We start from the raw sequence: 20,612 nt of genomic DNA on the forward strand, positions 1-20,612 counted from the left end.
GTGAACTACTCAAAGAAGACCTATTATATTAAGTATCTTGCATCGGTAAACATAATTAACATGAACTTGAGATTTTTACCTTGTTTTCTATTTGTATTGCTATTGGTAGCTTCTTGTTCTAAAAATTCTGAAAGGCCTGTTTTTAAGAGATATCAGACCGTATTCAAAATTGGAGACCAACAAGAATGGGCTACAAAAAATTGGAACGATAGCAATTGGAAAAAAAGGATGAAATTGGTTCCTGATGGTCAGGTTTTCTGGTCCAGAACTAAGGTTGATATTCTAAAAGCATCAAAATCCATAAGCCCATATGGTCTTCGATTAGAAGTCTATGGAGAATATGAAGTATTTTGGGATGGGGTTTTGATTGGTAAAAATGGAAATCCTGGAAAAGAAGCCGATGTGTCGCCCGAAGGTGAATTGTGGACTACCTTTAGTATTCCGACTCATTTAACTAATGAAGGAAGACATATATTGGCGCTACGCTTGAGTAATTACTATTATCCGGATCATATCGGTATTTATAGCCTGAAGATAGATGACTACAATGAGCTACTAACTGATCGGCTTCTACAAAACTCATATATGCACATTTTTGCCGGGGCTTTCCTTATTGCTTCCATATATTTTCTCTTCCTTTTCTTAGGTAACAAAAAAGAGTACCCCATGCTTATATTTAGCATCAGTTGTTTTCTCTTTTTCAGCTTAACGATGACACATTTTGTTAGAACGACCTTACCAATCCATTACAGTCTACATGTCATACGGTTGCAAGTGATCACGGGTCTCATGTTTGGTATTTCTTTTTTGATCCCACTCTATTTCTCTTTACAGTTTCCCTATCCCCGATGGAAACTTTTCATCGGTATCTATGCTGTCATTTTACTATACTTTTTTCTGGCTAAAAACCATTCCTTTGATTTTTCGGCTTATAATATGGTGGTCAGCTTATGGGTATTTTCTTTGGGTATCGCCGCTTATGGAGTCTATAAAAAAGCGAAAGGTGCACTGTTAGTGTTGCTTACGCTGCTCGTTTGCATCATTATCCGTTACTCCGTTTCATTTACCATCAGTCTTTTTGTAGGTTTTAGTTTGATGCTGTTAAGCATGTTGTACTTACTTTCGATACGGATCAAAGAACAACGACTCGCTTATGAAACATCTTTGGTGCAATCTACGCGCCTGCGCCTGGAATTACTAAAAAAGAATATTCAACCCCATTTTTTAATGAACACTCTCACCTCATTAATAGATTGGGTAGAAGAAAGTCCTAAAAAAGGGGTTTTGTTTATTGAAGCTTTGGCCAAAGAATTTGATCTTTTTAACCAGATAGAAAATCAAACCTTGATCCCTATTACTCAAGAAATAGCGCTTTGCCGTACACATCTTGAAATTATGGAGTATCGAAAAGAAATTAACTATTCCTGGCAAGAAGAAGGTATAGATGTCGAGCAAAAAATACCTCCTGGAATTCTTCATACTTTATTGGAAAACGGAATCACGCATAGTTTGCCTCTGGAAGATAACAGTATCCTATTTAAACTGGTTTTTGAATCGAATAGTGATTATAAATGTTATACATTTTTAACATTTGCTGCTTCTGTGGAACAAGAAGCGAATAAAATAAAAGAAGGTACGGGACTGAAGTATATCAAAGCTCGACTCACAGAGAGTTATCATGAGCAATGGGAACTCATCTCGGAACCGATACATCATGGTTGGAAAAATACCATAAAAATATATGCTTAAGAAGATGAATATTTTAATTGTTGAAGATGAATCAAGAATCGCCAAAAGAATTGAACGAATGACTCGTACTATTCTTGGAGGTGTCTTACAATCAATAAAGCATATTAATACGCTTCAAGAGGCAGTAACATTTATTGAGAACAACGAATTGGACCTCGTTCTTTTAGACCTAAACCTTAACGGTAACAGTGGTTTTGACTTACTTACTACCGCAGTTTCTGAATCGTTTCATACGATAATTATTTCTGCCTATAAAGATCAGGCTATTACTGCTTTTGAATATGGAGTGCTAGATTTTGTACCAAAACCCTTTAATAGAAATCGGTTGGAACAAGCTTTGTATCGCACCGGTACAAAAGAAAAAACCGCAACGAATGCAATTAAATTTTTAGCGGTAAAAAAACGACACAAGGTACAGCTAATACCTATTGAAGATGTACTTTATATAAAAGGAGCTGGAGTATATACAGAACTCTTCTTGGCAAATGGAAAAAAAGAGTTGCATGATAAATCACTCGAAAAGCTCGAACAGCTGTTATCGTCTTCCTTTGAACGTATCCACAAATCATACTTAGTAAAGATGTCTGAGATAACGAAAATTAAGGTAGCATCTGGAAGTAAATATATGGCAGAACTCAAAAATGGAGAACGTATCCCTATAGGAAGAACTAAATATAAAGATATAAAAGCGAAGTGGCTTTGAAATTGAATATTTCGGACATTATCTCATAAAATGTGTAAATAAAATATATCAAGGGTTTGACTCTAAAAAAGTTAAACCTTTTTTTCAGATATAGTTAAAAACTGATTTAAAATAATTCCCTAATTAGGAATTGGGCGTTACCCAACGTCCTCTTGGCAGTTCCCACCCCCCCCCTTTTTTTGTCTCTTTGAGAGGCGATTTATCCCTTTTAAACTATCGGGATTTACAGCTTGACCAGAAGAATTGTAAACAACAACCTGAGCTAATTCTAAAGGAAAGGAGTCTCCTCCATCATTTGCACAAGAAGCTTATGATAATTGAGGTTCTACAGTTAAAAAACTGGTAATCTTTGAAAGGTCTGGACATGCTCCCTTTGCCAGTGAAGCCGATCAATTTGTAGAGGAAATGCTTATGTTTATGAATCAGAATAAATAGCAGTACAAAGGCGAAAAGTACTTTCTGTAATTCCGTACCGAATATAACATTTCCTTAAAATTCGCTAAAAATGTTTTGGTATTCTAATTACAAAATAGCTTAAAAAACTATATTCGCGCCATGTGGATGTATTTAGGCTTATTGACGGCACTTTTCTTGGGGTTACACAATCTATGTAAAAAACATGCAGTACAGGGAAACGAGGTTTTCCCGGTACTTTTTGGTACGATTTGCTCTGGGTTTTTATTACTTCTCCCCTTTTTTATAGGTTCCCACTACTATCCAGAATTCACGAAACAAATAGGGTTCCATATTACTCCTATTTCCTGGGAAACTCATGGTTGTATTTTTATAAAATCCATGATAATGACAACTTCGTGGGTTTTGGCATATCAGGCTTTAAAACATTTACCAATTACTATTGTTACACCAATACGCTCGGCAGGTCCTTTTTTCACATTTATTGGTGCCATTCTAATTTACCAAGAAGAACCTAATTTTTTACAGTGGATCGGTTTTTTCCTTATTATTTTCTCTGTTGTTTTATATTCGAAAATTGGAAAAAGAGAAGGAATCAATTTTAAGAGGAACAAATGGATATTTGCTATCGTTGGAGCAACATTTTTAGGAGCTTCCAGTGGTTTATATGATAAATTCTTAATTCAGGGATTAGCATTGAATCCACAAACATTACAGTTTTGGTTTTGCACATATACTACCATAATATTGCTAGGTATTTTAGCTATAACCTGGTTACCTAAAACTGACAAACGTAAAGAATTCAAATGGCGATGGACCATTATAGCAGTAGGTATTTTGTTACAAGCAGCCGATTATTTTTATTTTAAAGCTTTGCAGGACCCTGATGCATTGATTATGCTGTTATCTGCTATAAAACGAAGCCAGATACTTATTGCCGTTGTTATTGGTGGTATTGTCTTTAAAGAAAAAAACAAACGTAAAAAATTAGTCCCCTTATTTGGTATTATGATGGGCGTATTTTTGATTTTGTATTCATAAACTATTAGTTCGTAAAGAAAATTAACGCTCGACTTCTTTCAATTGATCTTTGGACTCAAAAGAAATAATAAATTTGGTTCCGGTACCTAGTTCACTTTCACAATGAATTTCACCATTCATGGCTTCTATGTATTTTTTAACGATGGATAGCCCTAAACCAATAGACATCTCCCCTTCTGTGGGTTGCGCACTCAATCTTTGAAATCTTCCAAATAATTTCTTTTGATCTTCTTCACTTATACCAGGCCCCTGGTCTTCTACAGTAACATAGGTTTTTCCTTCTTCAGATTTTACATGCAAGAAAACTTTACTTCCGCGATCAGAAAACTTTATAGCATTTGATACTAAGTTTTCTAATACTTGTATTGTATAATTTTTATCTACTTCTACAAAGTGATTCCCAGGTTGCGATATCATTGATATTTCAATCTCTTTTCCCTCGGCAGTCAAACGAAAACACTTTACAACATAGTTCACTAGCTCTACCAAATCAATAACTTGATTTTTTAATTTTACTCGATTAGTTTCTAGAGCATGAATGTTTAAGATGCGACCAATCATTTGCGATAAACGATCTGCCGAGTTATCAATTTCTGTAATGTAAGATTTTTGATCTTCGGTCAAATGCAATGATGTAACATCAATTAATTGTATTAAAACCCTTATATGACTCAAAGGGGTTCTAAGATCATGAGCAACGACATTCACCAACATATCCTTCTCCTTGTTTAGGTTCACAAGTTCTTTGTTACGAATAGCTACTTCAGCAGTTCTTTCTTCAACTTTCTTTTCGAGTATTACATTTTGTTCTTGAATTAATCTTTCATTTTCCCTGGCAGCCAGTAATGCTTCTACTTGCGCATCTTCCTTTTGTTTTTTATACATATTTATGCGATCACCAAGGGCAAACGAAAGTAATAACACTTCCAAAGCAGAACCAATTTGCATGGCATTCAAATATGTCATTACAAAAGTTAAATTTAAAGACTCGAGGATGGCAAAGAAAATACCGATTATGAGAGCGCCCCAAGCAAATAAATAATATTTAGCCGGACGATATCCCTTTAACTTAAATCGTATCCCCAGAATAAGAAAGAATACTGCCATCAGGAGAAGCGCTCCTTGTGATAGCTTAAGTCCTTCTATTTTGAACCCAAATATGACTAGTGCACATATCAAAAAACCAAGAATCAGAAATGCTATTGAACCTTTATGCATGTTAGGATCGGCTTCTTGTGTATTCAAGAACTTTTGAGTAAACAAAGTTGCAGTAATCATGGTCAATCCAGAGCTTATTACCACCAATTGATTGAGAAACGGCGTATTTGGCCAAAAGTATTCAAAGAAATAACCAAACACCGAAGCCATAAACCAAGTAATACTAAATACATAGGCAATATAGTATAGGTATATTCTTTCTCTGGTCGAAACATACAAAAATAGATTATAGAGAAAGATAAGAAGCATAAACCCAAAATAAATTCCCTGAAGAAAATCTAAATCATGCTCATATGCCACAAAATTGGGCAATGTCCCTACTCTTAACAGAAAAAATAGGGGTTGGTCACTTTTCACCCTTAAGTAAAAAGTCCGGGTAACATCTTTTTCAAAATCAAGTGCGAATAGATAATTCCCTACTTCTATTTCTCTGGTATTAAAAGGTAAATCATCACCAGTATGCCTGGTAGAAATAAGTTTGCCTTGTTCATCAAATTCATAAAGGGAGATAGAGTCAATATATGCCGAACCCACGTTAAGATAAAAATTATCAGTTATGGACTTGGTAACTTTAAATTTTAGCCAATACGCCGAAGCTGTGCTCGAAAAATTAATAGTTTCTTGTGCATTAGGCACAAAGATTGTATCTAGATTGTCATTTATAATCTGCTCTATAGATAATCCAAGAGATGCATCTTCAAGATAATAGGTCTGCTTTCCTATATCTTGCAATTCATCCGTGTTATTTAAAAGAATTGTAGTTTGACTGAATACATGAAGAGGAAACAATAAAATAGAGAATATCCCTAAGAAGTATTTGAAAAAAGTAATCATGCTTGTTGGTTAATGTCGGGGAAATTACAAAAAAATACTTCTTGAATTTACTAAAAATATTCATGGTATTTAATAATTTAACTTGTAAGTTTATGAACCTTTACATGAATATATGAACAAACTCGAAATACTTCAGAAAAAGGCTAAAGCAATAGTCGATAATGTTTCTGATGATCCAAAGGGGCGTTACCAATTGCGTTACGAATTCTATAAAAAATATGGTGATCCATTTGCAAAAGGGAATGATGGACTAGGAAATTCTGAATTGGCATTTATAGAATGGGAAATAAAAAGAGGGACACTTAATCCTATGGATAGTGATCATCCGGGAAGTCTTTGGTGGAGAAAAGTAAATAGTCATTTTCTTTATGTAGCTACCCTTGCCCAATTAATCAAAGAATCTGGTGAGGCGTTTCTGGATTTACCTGTTCCGGTTAATTTTTGGCTTCAATATATAGATACGCCTAATGAATGTTCATGGTATCGTGCTCATAACTCAAGTATAATTTCAGGATATGCAGTAGCCGATAAATTGGCCTATAAAGAAACTATTTATGAACAATATTTTATGAATATTGTCCTTTACCGCCTGTTATTTGCTCAATCAATGGTTGAAGGTGTAAGCTTCGGAATTTTAGGTAAACTGTTTGCCAACCCAAGAGGATGTGCGGTTGCTATAATTACCGAGGTAAGCGCTTTTTACCCCGACCACTACCCCATGTCAAAAAAGGATATAAAATATGTAACCCATCGTGCCCGTAATTTTATGGGATTGATTGAAGATATTTTTGATAAGGTCCTCATATTACCCCATTTGGACAGATTGTATACTGAAGCGGCTAAATGGAACAGTTCACCAGTAGTGCTGAATTATGCCAAAAATAACAAACCTACCTACCCTATTACAGAAATTTAGTTGCCTTAGGTACATTTCAATAATAAATTAACAACCAAAAAAATATACTCCTTAAAACTAGTAAACCAATGCAAGACACAAAAAAAAACAAAAAGAAAATAGCAATCCTTGGTAGTGGTATGTCATCGTTATCTGCTGCTTATGAGCTTAGCTCTTATGCAAACTGGCAGGACCATTATGATATCACCATATATCAAATGGGTTGGAGATTAGGTGGTAAAACGGCTACGGGAAGAGGCCCAAATGAAAGAATTCAAGAGCATGGTATTCATATTGCTCAAGGATGGTATGAAAATGCTTTTCGCCTGATACAGGACTCTTATAAAGAATGTGAAAAACACAATCTCATGCCCGATAGCCCTTTTAAATCCTGGGATGAAGCTTTTGACCGTGAAGACACTACACTACTCACTCATTTTGATCCCAATACCAATCAATGGATCAAAAAGAATATTATTTTCCCATCCAACGAATATGTACCTGGCCAGGGAGGACCATTACCATTTTCGGCCATTTTTCACAAAGCCATAGGTTTGGTTGCCGAAATTTTGTTCGGTATAGACCCAAACAAAGACAGTCTTATTAAAATGGCATCGGCCACTGCCAAAGAAATAAAGCCACCTGAGCATCATCCACTTTGGACCAATTTTAAATCTAAATTTGAGGCTTTTGTAAAAGACAAAGTCTTTAAACATGAAGGAGAAAAGCTTTTGAATTATGTAGCCGAATTGGTCCATAACTTGGCCAATGATAATTACGACCATTCACAACGCAAAGATCATCATTCTATAATCCATGAACTGCTGGATCTACTTTCTAAATGGGCCGCAAAACTTATTGATTCTATCGCAGAACATAATGAATATTTCTATTGGTTAGCTGTATTTGTAGAATTTGGACTTGTGAATATGAAAGGAACCTTTGCCGATGTCTATGATCCAGAAACTCATGAATTGGATTATGAACGCATTAATGATTTGGATTATCGCGAATGGCTCAAAAACCATGGAGCTAGCGAACGATTATTAAGCTCTGCTATGGTGAGATTTCTTTATACAGGAACTTTCCATAACCTAACTGGATCTGATGGTCAAGGTAGTCTAGCGGCTGGAGTTGGGCTTCATTTCCTAACAAACTCTGCTGGGTACAAAGGATCATTTGTATGGAAATTCAAAGCCGGAACTGCAGATACGATGATCACTCCCATTTATTTGGTTCTTAAAAACAGAGGTGTAAAATTCAAGTTCTTTCATAAGGTAGAGCAAGTTCATTATTCGGATTCTGGAGCTATAGAAAGGATATCGATGGCAGAACAGGTTACTTTAAAAAATGACAAATACAACCCAACCTATAAGTTGAAAGGCATTGAAGTATGGCCGGGAGAACCCCTTTATGATCAAATAGACGATCAACAAGCCAAAGCGCTTAAACAAGGTAACTATGATCTTGAAGAAGCTTGGTGTGGATGGGAAAATGTAGGCCAGCTTTCTCTAGAAAAAGGAAAAGATTTTGATTATGCTGTTTTAGGGATTCCTATCGACGTATTAGGCGGTAATGAAGGTATTTGTAAAGAAATCATTGATAACAATGAAGCATGGAGTGAGATGTATGCCCATGTAAAAAGTATCCCTACCATGTCTATGCAATTGTGGATCAAACCTACATTAAAAGAATTGGGAATGCATTTACCAGACTGGGGATTCCCAGAAGGGGCTTTACCTAATCTGGTCACCTATGCCGATCCACAATATTCGTTCATTGATATGTCACAAGTATTGCCTTATGAAGACTGGAATGACAATAAACCAGGGGTGTTAATATACTACACCGGATCATTTTTAGATCCAGAAGTTATACCTCCGTTTTCAGATCACAACTATCCGCATGAGCAATTAGAACGTATTATGCGTGTTTCGGAACAATGGTTGAGAGATAAAATGGGGTGGTTTTTCAAAAAAGCCACAACATTGGAGTATCCCGAAGGGATGAGGCTTGATGTTATCTATGATTTCTCTAAAACTGCAAAAACAGATTATGCCAGGTTAAAAACACAGTTTTTTAGAGCTAATGTAAACCCCACAGATAGGTATACATTGTCTCTTCCTGGCTCTAACAAATATCGTCTAAAAGCAAATGAATCAGGCTTTGACAATCTTATCATCACTGGTGATTGGATTAATTTTGGTGTCAATGTAGGATATTATGAAGGGGCAATTGTCTCTGGTCTTCAAGCTGGACAGGTGGTCCTTGATAAACTTGGTCTGCCAAGCGAAACTGAGATTTTTAGTGGGGTTAAACTCAAATAATAAACAGCATACATACATTAAACAAAAAAATGGGTCGACTACCAATTGTAGTCGACCCATTTTGATGATTTCCCTTTGAAGAAAATATCCAAGCCTTACTCTTCTTTGATCACCAATCGGCAACTTCTTTAATAAAACTCTCGTACAAATCAGAAGACTTATTAGGACATCCTCCATAATTATGTATTCCAATAGCCACAGCCCTATTCTTTAATAATGCTCCGCCACTTTGTCCCCCAAAGGTATCTGCATAGTATTGAAACCTTCCCGACGTCTTGATTAAGTTATCTGTCATTCTGTACTGAAAAAGCCCATTATCCCTATCTCCAGGATATCCACAGATTTCCCCATAATTGGAATCCTCTATAGAGGGTATAATAAAATCTTTAAAAGGTACAGGTGTATTCAGTTTAATAGCCCCCATATCATAACGAGTAGATTTATTATCTACCCAACCCTCAGTAGCTGCCAGGCTTATAGCTTCATAACGCCCATAGGGTTCAGATAATCCAGATTTGGCAGGTATTACGATTATGTTTTCTTTCCATCCTCCGGATCTATGATTAAAAACACAATGACCTGCAGTATATAATTTATCTTCAGAAACCAACCATCCAGACCCAACATAGGTTCTTCCATTGGTTGCCTTCATATACAATTTGCAAATTGCAATGTATGGTAGTTGGTTTGTTGATACTACTTTTTGGCGTTGATCAATTCCGCATAAGGATTCTGCTGTAGGTTCATTTTCTGGCTCAACCCAAGGTTCTGTTGTAATTTCTGATTCGTTTATTTCATTGATATTTCCATTTAATTCGTGAAAGACAAGTTTTTCCATCTTACTAAGAAATTAGTTTATTACAAAGGCACTAAACACATAAAGAGTCAAGAGTGTTGATGAGTAGTTTCAAGGCATCTCGCCACTTTTTTGGAATTAAAGGAATGTTGGCTATTAACTTAACTATACTCCCTATTTTACTCCAAATCTCACATATTTTTGAAGTAATATCTAATGATTCTTGTTGTACATGGGATTCTAATTGATCCAAGTTCAAACTTTCAATTTCTTTGTTTACTGATTCAAATGTTAGTTCTGACATCTTTTTAAATTTTATAGATTAATAGTGCAACTAAAGTATAAATCACTACTAGTCAGAACCATACCCGTTAAAGGGTATATTTAAAGTATTTGTAAAGAGTATTCCTCAAATTAATAAATTTTATCTGTTAACTAGAGGTTATCTTTTTTATATGCGGAAGGTGTTATGCCTTCGAATTTCTTAAAGGCACTATTAAAAGAAGAAAGGCTACTAAAACCAGTATCAAAGGCAATCGCTGAAATGGTGTAGTTTTTATTTTTCTGGTCTAACAGCTTTTTCTTTGCATCTTGTATTCGATAATAATTAATGTAATCATTAAAGTTTTGTTTGGCATATTGGTTTATAACTTCGGAAGTCTTTTGCGTACTTTTTCCTATCAACTTGCTTAACCAAGAAAGTGACAACTCTGATTCGAGATATAATTTTTCTTTGGTAATCATAGCCGATATTTGATCAAATAGCAATGCATTATCGTTATTTTCGAACACCCTGCCATCAATGTCTGTTGCCTTTAACTGAAACGCTTTATAGCTTAAAAAGTAAACCACCATAGAATACATGATTGGTCCAATGATATAGGGTATTGTATTTTCAATAATATTTAAACAATAGGAAATCCAAATTATTACAAAACCGATAATAAGAGTAAATAACCATTCAAATATGGCTTTTTGAAATTTTGTCTGCACCTTACCTTTATACATCCTTTTCACTTTTTTAAGCGACCAATATGAAATAAAAATATAGAATGCAAAATGTAGATAAATAAACATTAAGATACTTCCAAATATGATTACGGCTTGTCTATTATTCGTATCAAACCCGTTTTTCGTTATAAAAAAACTAATTACGAATACTGAAGAAAAAGGAAGAAGTTCTAAAAAGTAGTGGTTTGCCATTTTAAAATTGGATTGGGTCATGGACAAAACATACCATCGTAAAAGTGGACCTATGAGTAATAAAAAAGCTAAGCCCCAAAAAATAAACATAGGTTCTAGATCATCCCCAAAATGTAGTAATACAGATTTTCCAATTCTAAAAGCCATAAAGATTAGAATCAAGCCCAACAAGATGTTTGATGTAGTTTTTTTCTTCTTGAGAAAACATACGTAAACTGCAACCAAAATTCCATGCAAAAGCCCTGCACTACTAACAATTATAAGAAGTATATCTAAAAAAACCAATGATCTATTTTTCTCAAATTTAGTTATATTTTCATTTTCTCGGCCTCACAATGTTTTGCAAAAGAGACTAGACCTATCATATCGATAAAATTTCCAATTTCACCTTTCATAGCTGCCACTATGCCATGTTTGGCAATTAATATTCTTTTAAAAGGCTTGTTTTCTTTTAAAATTAGCTGAGAAATAACTTCTTTGGCTTTCTTCTTTCCTTTTGCTTTATAAACAGATAATACTTTCTCTGCATTTTCTTCATCGGTAATTTCACGATGTTTAGGCACATATCCCATTTGTTTGACCATAGCTTCGGCCAACACCCAAGTAGACCAAGGGTTTTGACCCGTAATTAAATTCTCATCATGGCTCATTTTTTCCAGGTACATACTCCCTTCGTTAAACTTAGCTCCTTGAGCAATCATCTTGTCTTGCAAAAGAAACGGGAATATTTCTTTGGCTTCTGGTATTAAAAGCAATTCCTCTTTGTTTGTAAATCCACTTACCATTTTATTTTCCAAAAGATAGTTTCCATCATCCAACATTACATTAACCAAAGCGGCAGGACCATGACAAACGGCACCTACTACCTTATTAGATTGATATAATTTTTTTATAATATGTTGAATATCTTTATTATCAGGAAAATCAAACATAGCTCCTTTTCCACCAGCAAAAAACACGGCTACATAATCTTGGGGTATAATGTCTTTAACTGGCACCGTATTACTTGTTTTATATTGCGCAAGAGTATCGTTTAAAAAAGCATAATCAAAAGCTCCCATGTCTTCATCATCAATAATAACCGGAGGCTTCCCTCCTAATGGGCTTGCTATATCAACCTCAAAGCCATTAGCTCTAAAGACATAATAGGCACGTGCCAATTCTGATAACTCATATCCTGTTCTTTTCTCGGTATTGCCCATTTTAGACGTACTGGTGACAACTGCCAATATTTTGCCTCTTGTAGGGATGATATTTTCTGACAGATATGGTAAATCTGTTACTAAAGAAGTTTCTAATTGAGTGTTTTTAGGTGGAATTAAGCTTTTAAACCACAACCCAAATGAAATTAAAATTATGACCAACCCTAACACTGAAACTCCTGCCCATTTTAGAACTTTATATTTTTTAAACATAGTATTTGCTTTTATAATTTGGTGTGAAATACGCTATTATTCCTTATAAAAGCTGTCGAAATGATCATTCCGTCAGAGTAAAAATTATTCAGTAACTCTGAAAAACATAAAATCAGTGTTATAATTAAACAATTTATAACACTGATTTTCTCATTAAAGCTTATCCTAACTACTTTACATATTCGTCTATGCTCATTTTTCTACTTCTATTGTTTGCTTTTTTAACAGCAAGAAGCATCTGATCTAATGTATTTCTGTCGAGAAGTTTTCCATTAGTAATCACAGCTTCGATTGTTTTTGTGTTACTAATATTCTCAAGAGGATTTTTGTTTAATAAAACAAGATCTGCTGCCAAACCGATTTCTATAGCACCCGTATTATGTTGCATCCAATCACTAGCATTTTTTGTGGCTATTTTTAATATTTGAGAGTTATCAAGACCAATTCTATGAAGTGATTCTAACTGATCAAGAAAAGAAAAACCGGGTACAGTTCCAGAACCATTAGAATCTGACCCTGTTACAACATGCACTTCATGATCAATTAAGGTTTTTGTCATAATAAAAACAGCTTTGGCATAAGCACCCCAAAAAATCTTGGCTTTCTTTCGACCTTCCTTATTTTCGTTATCCGGATTTTCAAATTGATTGCTTCCAGGAAACCATCCCCTGGCATATCTTGATCCTTCAATAATACCAGGATTAGCATATTCTATTTCAATTTTTTTAAGAAAAGCTTTCAAATCCAAATCCTGTTCAAGAATCAACTCATAATAATTTGAGGTTGAGCATACCGTAATATGGTTCTTTTTTAAGTTGGTGGCAATAGTATTTGCTTGTTCTTGTAAATATGTAAAATAGGATTCTACATTATCATAAAAAATAGAAGACATTCCGCCAAAGTCTTCAAAGGTATTTTTAGTAATTTCTTCTACATGGGCTAATCCAGATTGTCCAGAAGTATATAATCCCTCTAAACCAACATCAAAAGGTAAATGTCCAGTTACTGGAATATCTTGTTTTTGAGCTTCATCTATAATTGCATAATACACTTCTTTGCTTGGAGCGTATGATTTTATGGCATCATATCCTTGTTCTTTAAATTTCTTAACTGCTTTTCGTGCCGCTTTAGGAGTATTATAATACCGAGAACCAAATATGGTATTTATTTTAGCTCTAAAATCTTTTCTGGTACTCATTCCTCCGGCAGCTACATAAATTTTTGGACTAAGTGAGCCATTACGAGCCTCTTCTCTCCATTTTAGATATAAATTATCCCCTTGAGAACTCATATTAGCTATGCTTGTTATACCATTGGCCAGATACAGTAGCAAATCATTTTTACTACGATGTAAATGCGCATGTGCATCAATTAAACCAGGAATCAAATATTTTCCGGTTCCATCTATAATGCTATACTCGTTTGTCACTATAGTATCTTTGCTTATGCTAATAATCTTATCCTCTTTTATAAATATGGTAAGACTATCCTTCATTTCGGTGAAATCTGAAGACAGCACATTTACATTCGTAATTGCCAACGGAGATTGCGAAACATTAAAAATTGAAGAATCGACTACTTCTGTTTTACTACCAGTATGATGTTTGATTTGTGATGTAACATAGATGTAAGAAATAACAATACCAGTAATTAATACCAACACTATCCCTAATATCCATTTTTTGATTGATGTTCGTTTCATACGACAAATTATTTGATTGATTATTAAAACGTACAAAAGAACAGTTAATCAAGCTATTTTGGGTCTCACTGCTTCTAAAGAGACAAGAAAACAGCATTATTTAAGACCTGCTTTAAACTCTGATGGGGATTGGCCGGTTTCCTTTTTGAATATCCTGTAGAAACTCGCCTTTGATTTAAAACCGCAATGGTAAGCAATGCCTTCTATCGTATATTCTTTATATATGGGTGAAGTAATTAGTTCTTTAAATTCTTTTATTCGATATGAATTAACAAAATTATAAAAAGAAGTTTCTATATGCTGGTTTAATAATGCAGATAATTTTTTGTCGGTAATTCCAATACCATTAGCAAGCTTACTTAGTGTTAATTCTTCATCCAGATAAGGCTTTTCTTTTTCCATATAACGTATTAATAGCTCTTCCTGCAAAGAAAATTCTGATTCCTGTTGTTTGGTAATTACCCCTTTATTCGAATTGATAATAGTATTATTCTCTAACAAGAAATAAGGAACTAGGACTTTAGATTGCTTTATCCCATAGTATGCCCCATAAAATATAGAAACCGAAGTAAATAACATTATTGTGTTCTGGGTCCTCCATCCCAGCCTCTCAAAAAACATGTTATAACTGGCAAAAAAGAAATCAGCAGAAACTACTACCAGTGAAGCTATTAGAAGATATCGCACCCAAATAAAATTGTTTTGTTGAATATAAGAATAGCTGCACTTTAAAGCTTTCTTGAACTTGTAAAAAGTTTTAAAACTTATAAATATATATACCAAAAATATGATATCAAGCAATACACGTTTTAATGACAAGTATTCTTCGATAATATTCTTGTAATCCACAAAATACGATTCAGTAACCACTCCTATTAGATATGGAAGCGACACAAAAATCATAAAAAGAGCAAAGGGCACTAAATGGATCATCATGCGTTTCAGCACTTTTTTATCATCTAAAAACAAAGATTGTATATAAAAAAGCAATAGTGGCGCCAAGGCAAGTTTAATCCCCTGGGTGGGTAAAATGCTAACCCTTAACAAAGTGGTGACCTTATGTATAGAAGCATAAGACTCTAATATTACAAATATTAATGCGCCAAAAAAGGCGATCAAAATTGATTTGTGTAGTCCACGATCTTTAGACTTATAAAGAATATAAATATAGACACTTGCAAAAAGCATTCCTGCGATGAATAGAAAATCGTAGACTAATTTCACCTATAATTTTTGCTCCAAATATAAGTAGTAAAAATTTTTAACACTACAATGCACTTGATTTACCCATAATAAACTTAGCAAGATGTTAATTAAGAAGAGTTTAAGAAAGAATATTGTAATTTACTAGGTACAAAAAAATGATCAATTACTATACTAAAATATTACCCTTTGTTGTTGTACTTGTCGCTTTCTCTTTGCGAACTTGTACAAAAGACACGGGCACTTCTGAAATCGTAGATATCACATCAAAAACAGATTCAAAAATCGATAATTCTACAGCAGATACAGGTTCATTCGAAGAATGCTCTGAAATCACCAGAGGTGTCCTTATCACCCATTGTGGTAGTTGTCATCAAAGCTCGCTGGAGTCTCATAAAACAGGGGCAATCAAGGTATTTGATCTTGATAAAAAGGTAGATTGGCATACATCTTTAGCACTTGAGAATCTTGAAGGAATCACCAGTCGCACAAAAAATAAAAGTAGCATTTCTGATCTGCAGAAAGAAGCTATTGCGACTTTTTTAGAGTTGAAAGCGCTACAGTTGAAGGAATGAAACTTCAATAATAACATTGGAGTTTGATAGTAAACCTCTCCTCATACTTATGTATTACGTAAGTTTTCTTATCAGTTATTCCGCCTCATATTAATTTTTTTTTCATTTCACAACTACAAATAAGTACTTCACCCTTCAGCAAAAAATAACATCCAAAGTTTTGTTTATCATTATTTAACAGATTTTCCTAAAATGTTAATTTTCACACTACGTGATGACCTCCAAATTACTATTGTTTTTTCACAAAACGCAATTAATCATTTGAAAAACAATATTTTACGATACAAGAAAGATGAGATTCTAATACCAAAAAAAATCAGATTTGAACGTTGAGTTACCATAGTGTTTGTTTAATTTTAACATATAACTTTTAAAACTAACACAAATGAAATCAACTTATCTAGCGACCTTCGTGTTGCTATGGGTCACTGTGATGACCTATGGGCAAAAAAATGAAAACAAAGCCTTTTATCATGGTAAAATTTCATCAGTCGAGTATGTTTCACCAATGTCTTCAAGACCAAATGATCTTATTCCATCAGACAATTCGTTTAAAGAAGCAAAAGACAAACGGTCTCAAGGCAATCCTGTTGTTTCCGGTAAAGATCCGCAGACTACCAATGATTATTTTACGCTAACCAAAAATCAAAAGTCACAAAGTAGACAATCCAAAGCACCTAGTCTTGTATTTGATGGATATACATCGGGATCGCAACCAACTGATCCTTCTGTAGCTATTGGTCCAAATCATGTATTTGTGGTTTTCAACACCGGTTTTACTATTTATGACAAATCAGGGAATCAACTTTTAGGTCAAACAGCGCCTAACCCTGCTATATTTCCTTCGGGAGGATGTTGTGATCTTACCGTTTCTTATGATAATGCGGCAGACCGATGGGTCGTTTCCTTTTTGGGATCAGGGGCACAAGTAGCAGTATCTGATGGTCCTAACCCGTTAACCGCAGGATGGTTTGTATATAATATTTCTGCCATCAATGATTATCAAAAATTATCGGTTTGGAGTGATGGATACTATATAACAGATAACACGAATAGTAGTAATAAATTATGGGCGCTAGAAAGAGATGCGATGCTAGCAGGGGATCCTAACGCACAAATTATAGGCTTTAATCTTCCTGGGATAGCGACTAGTGGATTTTTTAGCCCACAAGCATTAAATGTAACCGATGGTAATATGCCTGCTCCTGGAGGCGCTACCATTGTATATATGCAGGATAATGCATGGTCTGGAGTATCTGTCGACCACATCAAAGTTTGGACTGCAGATGTAGACTGGAATAATACCAATAACTCCACCATATCAAACCCCACAGAAATCACAGTAACACCTTTTATTGGGGTATTTGATGGAGGAAGTTTCTCTAACTTGCCACAACCAGGTGGAGGAGCCACTATTGATGCATTGCAAGCTACCATTATGAATCAGGCGCAATTCAGAAAATTTCCAACCCACAATTCTGCCGTATTTAACTTTGTTGTAGATACCGATGGTGGATCTGGTAAATTGGCTGGTGTTCGTTGGTATGAATTTCGTCAAAGCGGTGATAACCAACCATGGTCTCTATATCAGGAAGGAACGTATACCGCTCCAGATGGCAGACATGCCTGGAACGCAAGTATGGCCATGGATAGCCAAGGAAATATAGGTTTGGGATATACTTCTATGTCGGGTCCAAGCACATCATCAACCGTAAGAGTTAGCTCTTATTATACGTCAAGGTTAAGTACCGACCCCTTAGGTGTAATGACCGGAACTGAACAACTGATTGCAGCCGGAACCGGAAATATACCAAGTTTCCGCTACGGAGATTATAGTAAAATGGATATAGACCCATCAGACGACTCTTCGTTTTGGTTTATCAATGAATATTTTAATGGTGGACGTAAAGGAGTGGTAGGAAAGTTTCAAGTACAAGCTGGGCCTCCTGATACACAGGCTCCTTCGGCACCGTCTAATATAGTAGCCAGTGCTATCACTAGCAATAGTGCTACATTGAACTGGACCGCTTCTACCGATAATGTAGGCGTTACTCAATATAATATATCTGTTAATGGTAGTGCTGCTGGTACATCAACCAACACTTCATTTGCACTAACCGGGCTTTCTCCATTAACCACGTATAATGTTTCTATTACTGCACAAGATGCTGCTGGTAATGTCTCTAATGCTGGCACGACTTCGTTTACCACTATAGATGGAAGTAGTGTAACCTATTGTGATTCTGCCAGTACCAATGTAAGTGATGAGTTTATTAGTCGTGTAGAATTAAATACAATTAATAACGCTTCTGGAGCTCAATTCTATTCTGACTTTAGCAACATTTCTACGAATTTAAGCGAAGGTCAGACTTACAGTATTACAGTCACACCCACTTGGACAGGAACAGTCTATGCCGAAGCGTATGCGGTTTGGATTGATTATAATAACAATGGAGCTTTTACAGATTCAGGAGAATTGGTATGGTCCAAATCTCCTTCTACTGATGCTACTAATACCGGTTCTTTTACGGTACCAACAGGGACTTCTTTAACTTCGGTACGGATGAGAGTTTCTATGAAATATAATGGGATACCTACCTCTTGTGAAACATTTACTTTTGGAGAGGTTGAAGATTATACGATTAATCTTCAAGAAGGCAATGGTGGACCCGGTGGTGGTGTCATAGCGGCATACTTCTTTGAAACAGGTTTTGATGGATGGACCGATGGCGGAAGCGATTGCGCAAGAATTAATAATAGTGCTCGTGCTTTTGAAGGTGATTTCTCGATTAGACTTCGTGATAATAGTGCCTCTTCTAATGCTGTGTCGCCTACTTTAGATTTAACTGGTAATACAGAAGTTTCAATAGAGTTCCATACGTTTGCCGTGGGTATGGAAAACGGAGAAGACTACTTTGTTGAGTTCTTTAATGGATCCTCTTATGAAGTAATAGGTCAATATGTTACTGGTACAGATTTTAATAATGGTTCATTTTTTACAGATACTATTGTGATGAATGCTTCAAACTTTAATTTTAATGCCAACAATAGATTCCGTATTCGTTGTGATGCTAGTGTAAATAACGATCAAGTATATTTTGATCAAATCATAGTTTCTGGTGATAATGCAAGGTTTCAGAACCCTATACCAACAAAAAAACCAGAGAACGGAACCGAATTACGAACGTTTACAGAAAATGCTCTTAAAACTATTAATCTCTATCCAAACCCAGCAAGTACGCGACTAAACATCGAAATTAAAGCAGGAAGTTTTGAAGAAATAACGATCTTCTCCTCTGCCGGTGCTATAGCCAAGAAAATTAACCCTAATCAGGATGTACTTTCTGTAGATGTATCAGAATTTGCGTCTGGAATGTACTTTGTTAGATTTGTTTCTAAAGGATTGGCAGTAACAAAACGTTTTATCAAACGATAAATATGTAAATTAAATATATTTCCTAATTAAAAAGCTGTCTAAAAGTTTTTAGACAGCTTTTTTGTTTTTGGTTGTATCAAACTCTGGTTAGTTGTATTTAACTAGATGCAAGAATTTAGTTCTAAAAAGCCGTTAATTTGAAGTGCCCCCAAAAAGTTAGACACTATTTGGGGGTATTTCATAGTAGCCTCTCGACTCTACTCAAGACGACATGGAGAAAATCACTCTGACGGATGTTTTTTTTATATCGAACGCATATTATTTATGTAATTGTTTTGCTTTTGCAAATGCATTTTTGGCATCATCAACTTTACCGGCTGCTTGTAGTGCCTCACCAAAACTTTTCCATATTTCTGGAGAATCTGGATATAATTTTGCCGTCATATTATATACATATAAAGCGCCATCATATTGTCCTTGTTTCAGTAATAACTTGCCTATACGGTTAAACTCTTTATTAAAGGGTATGTGTGCATATAATGGATCTTTTACAATTCGGGCTGTGTCCTTTGCCAACTGTTCCATCTTGCCAGCCATGAATAATTTTGTAAAATGATCCATAGGATCAATGATTACATTATCGATATCCATCTTCATAGCAAGATCTAATACAGGGTCTTCATTATTACGATATTCGTCAAAGGTCATTTCTTTTCCGAAATGCGGTATTGTAGCATCTTTATTTTCCCATTGCGGCATATCCTGCCACCATGCAAAGGATAAATATGCTTTTATTTTCGATTTGGGTAAAACAACAGGAGATGTATCGCCATAAAAGTTTTTGTTTTCAGCAGTGGCCTCTCCAATCATTATGGCTTCGGTATAATTTTCAATCTCATTGGTTAGATTTTGACAGGCCGAAAATGTATTGCGACCAATGATATAATAAAAGGCTCCTCGTTTATTTATATTGGGTCGCGCCAATAATCCTTTAATTAAAGGAGGATTGTTATAATTGTTACCTCCCCCATTAAGGCGTACATCATACACTAGTTTTTCTACCTCATTGGTATCGATAAATGCAAAAAGTCGCTTATAAAAACCTTCTAGCGTTTCTGAGTTATGATTGAAAACAGAACTTTGGCGTACGTACACTGTTTT

The 20,612-nt window shown here is 35.0% G+C and carries 15 protein-coding genes; 7 read left to right on the top strand and 8 right to left on the bottom strand.

The annotated features are described in order from the left end of the window. Positions 1–60: 60 nt before the first annotated feature. From U6A24_RS13225 to U6A24_RS13235, 3 genes are all read left to right on the top strand, one after another. Complete coding sequence (locus U6A24_RS13225) at positions 61–1,749, top strand: histidine kinase (RefSeq protein WP_324180461.1); 1,689 nt, start codon at positions 61–63, stop codon at positions 1,747–1,749. A 4-nt stretch (positions 1,750–1,753) separates the two neighbouring features. Beyond that, positions 1,754–2,452 (top strand): LytR/AlgR family response regulator transcription factor, encoded by a 699-nt coding sequence (locus U6A24_RS13230; protein WP_324180462.1) that lies wholly within the window; start codon positions 1,754–1,756, stop codon positions 2,450–2,452. Between the two features lie 555 nt (positions 2,453–3,007). Next, a complete protein-coding gene (locus U6A24_RS13235; RefSeq protein WP_324180463.1) occupies positions 3,008–3,907 on the top strand; it encodes an EamA family transporter in 900 nt (299 codons plus the stop codon). 21 nt (positions 3,908–3,928) lie between these two features. Here the strand turns inward: U6A24_RS13235 and U6A24_RS13240 are convergent, their stop codons facing one another. Next, complete coding sequence (locus U6A24_RS13240) at positions 3,929–5,959, bottom strand: sensor histidine kinase (RefSeq protein ID WP_324180464.1); 2,031 nt, start codon at positions 5,957–5,959, stop codon at positions 3,929–3,931. A gap of 112 nt (positions 5,960–6,071) precedes the next feature. Here U6A24_RS13240 and U6A24_RS13245 point away from each other — a divergent pair, with 112 nt between their 5' ends. Next, on the top strand, positions 6,072–6,875 hold the full coding sequence (locus tag U6A24_RS13245; RefSeq protein WP_324180465.1) for a hypothetical protein: 804 nt from the start codon (positions 6,072–6,074) through the stop codon (positions 6,873–6,875). A 68-nt stretch (positions 6,876–6,943) separates the two neighbouring features. Then, complete coding sequence (locus U6A24_RS13250) at positions 6,944–9,181, top strand: NAD(P)-binding protein (protein WP_324180466.1); 2,238 nt, start codon at positions 6,944–6,946, stop codon at positions 9,179–9,181. A gap of 109 nt (positions 9,182–9,290) precedes the next feature. On the opposite strand, the gene U6A24_RS13255 is transcribed toward U6A24_RS13250, so the two are convergent. The 6 genes from U6A24_RS13255 to U6A24_RS13280 form a co-directional block, all read right to left on the bottom strand. Then, entirely contained in the window at positions 9,291–10,019 is a 729-nt protein-coding gene (locus tag U6A24_RS13255) for a trypsin-like serine peptidase (RefSeq protein ID WP_324180467.1), read from the bottom strand. Positions 10,020–10,050: 31 nt separating this feature from the next. Next, complete coding sequence (locus tag U6A24_RS13260) at positions 10,051–10,281, bottom strand: hypothetical protein (RefSeq protein WP_324180468.1); 231 nt, start codon at positions 10,279–10,281, stop codon at positions 10,051–10,053. Positions 10,282–10,412: 131 nt separating this feature from the next. Beyond that, positions 10,413–11,180, bottom strand: a complete 768-nt coding sequence (locus tag U6A24_RS13265) for a helix-turn-helix domain-containing protein (protein WP_324180469.1) — start codon at positions 11,178–11,180, stop codon at positions 10,413–10,415. Positions 11,181–11,488: 308 nt separating this feature from the next. After that, positions 11,489–12,595 (bottom strand): type 1 glutamine amidotransferase domain-containing protein, encoded by a 1,107-nt coding sequence (locus tag U6A24_RS13270; RefSeq protein WP_324180470.1) that lies wholly within the window; start codon positions 12,593–12,595, stop codon positions 11,489–11,491. 169 nt (positions 12,596–12,764) lie between these two features. Further along, on the bottom strand, positions 12,765–14,297 hold the full coding sequence (locus tag U6A24_RS13275; RefSeq protein ID WP_324180471.1) for an amidohydrolase family protein: 1,533 nt from the start codon (positions 14,295–14,297) through the stop codon (positions 12,765–12,767). Between the two features lie 96 nt (positions 14,298–14,393). Continuing rightward, positions 14,394–15,521, bottom strand: a complete 1,128-nt coding sequence (locus U6A24_RS13280; protein WP_324180472.1) for a helix-turn-helix domain-containing protein — start codon at positions 15,519–15,521, stop codon at positions 14,394–14,396. Between the two features lie 137 nt (positions 15,522–15,658). Here U6A24_RS13280 and U6A24_RS13285 point away from each other — a divergent pair, with 137 nt between their 5' ends. Both U6A24_RS13285 and U6A24_RS13290 read left to right on the top strand, forming a co-directional pair. Continuing rightward, complete coding sequence (locus U6A24_RS13285; protein WP_324180473.1) at positions 15,659–16,075, top strand: hypothetical protein; 417 nt, start codon at positions 15,659–15,661, stop codon at positions 16,073–16,075. A 385-nt stretch (positions 16,076–16,460) separates the two neighbouring features. Continuing rightward, a complete protein-coding gene (locus U6A24_RS13290) occupies positions 16,461–19,511 on the top strand; it encodes a T9SS type A sorting domain-containing protein (RefSeq protein ID WP_324180474.1) in 3,051 nt (1,016 codons plus the stop codon). 258 nt (positions 19,512–19,769) lie between these two features. Here U6A24_RS13290 and U6A24_RS13295 read toward each other — a convergent pair whose 3' ends face one another. Continuing rightward, a complete protein-coding gene (locus U6A24_RS13295; protein ID WP_324180475.1) occupies positions 19,770–20,606 on the bottom strand; it encodes a tetratricopeptide repeat protein in 837 nt (278 codons plus the stop codon). Positions 20,607–20,612: the final 6 nt, after the last annotated feature.

It is taken from the genome of Aquimarina gracilis (assembly GCF_035285365.1).
Classification (GTDB): Bacteria; Bacteroidota; Bacteroidia; order Flavobacteriales; family Flavobacteriaceae; genus Aquimarina; species Aquimarina gracilis.

Bases quoted from the DNA above. Each gene is read 5' to 3' on its own strand.
- U6A24_RS13290 (WP_324180474.1), top strand. From the start codon at position 16,461: ATGAAATCAACTTATCTAGCGACCTTCGTGTTGCTATGGGTCACTGTG.
- U6A24_RS13225 (WP_324180461.1), top strand. From the start codon at position 61: ATGAACTTGAGATTTTTACCTTGTTTTCTATTTGTATTGCTATTGGTA.
- U6A24_RS13245 (WP_324180465.1), top strand. From the start codon at position 6,072: ATGAACAAACTCGAAATACTTCAGAAAAAGGCTAAAGCAATAGTCGAT.
- U6A24_RS13255 (WP_324180467.1), bottom strand. From the start codon at position 10,019: ATGGAAAAACTTGTCTTTCACGAATTAAATGGAAATATCAATGAAATA.
- U6A24_RS13260 (WP_324180468.1), bottom strand. From the start codon at position 10,281: ATGTCAGAACTAACATTTGAATCAGTAAACAAAGAAATTGAAAGTTTG.
- U6A24_RS13230 (WP_324180462.1), top strand. From the start codon at position 1,754: ATGAATATTTTAATTGTTGAAGATGAATCAAGAATCGCCAAAAGAATT.
- U6A24_RS13235 (WP_324180463.1), top strand. From the start codon at position 3,008: ATGTGGATGTATTTAGGCTTATTGACGGCACTTTTCTTGGGGTTACAC.
- U6A24_RS13240 (WP_324180464.1), bottom strand. From the start codon at position 5,959: ATGATTACTTTTTTCAAATACTTCTTAGGGATATTCTCTATTTTATTG.
- U6A24_RS13285 (WP_324180473.1), top strand. From the start codon at position 15,659: ATGATCAATTACTATACTAAAATATTACCCTTTGTTGTTGTACTTGTC.
- U6A24_RS13275 (WP_324180471.1), bottom strand. From the start codon at position 14,297: ATGAAACGAACATCAATCAAAAAATGGATATTAGGGATAGTGTTGGTA.
- U6A24_RS13270 (WP_324180470.1), bottom strand. From the start codon at position 12,595: ATGTTTAAAAAATATAAAGTTCTAAAATGGGCAGGAGTTTCAGTGTTA.
- U6A24_RS13265 (WP_324180469.1), bottom strand. From the start codon at position 11,180: ATGGCAAACCACTACTTTTTAGAACTTCTTCCTTTTTCTTCAGTATTC.
- U6A24_RS13250 (WP_324180466.1), top strand. From the start codon at position 6,944: ATGCAAGACACAAAAAAAAACAAAAAGAAAATAGCAATCCTTGGTAGT.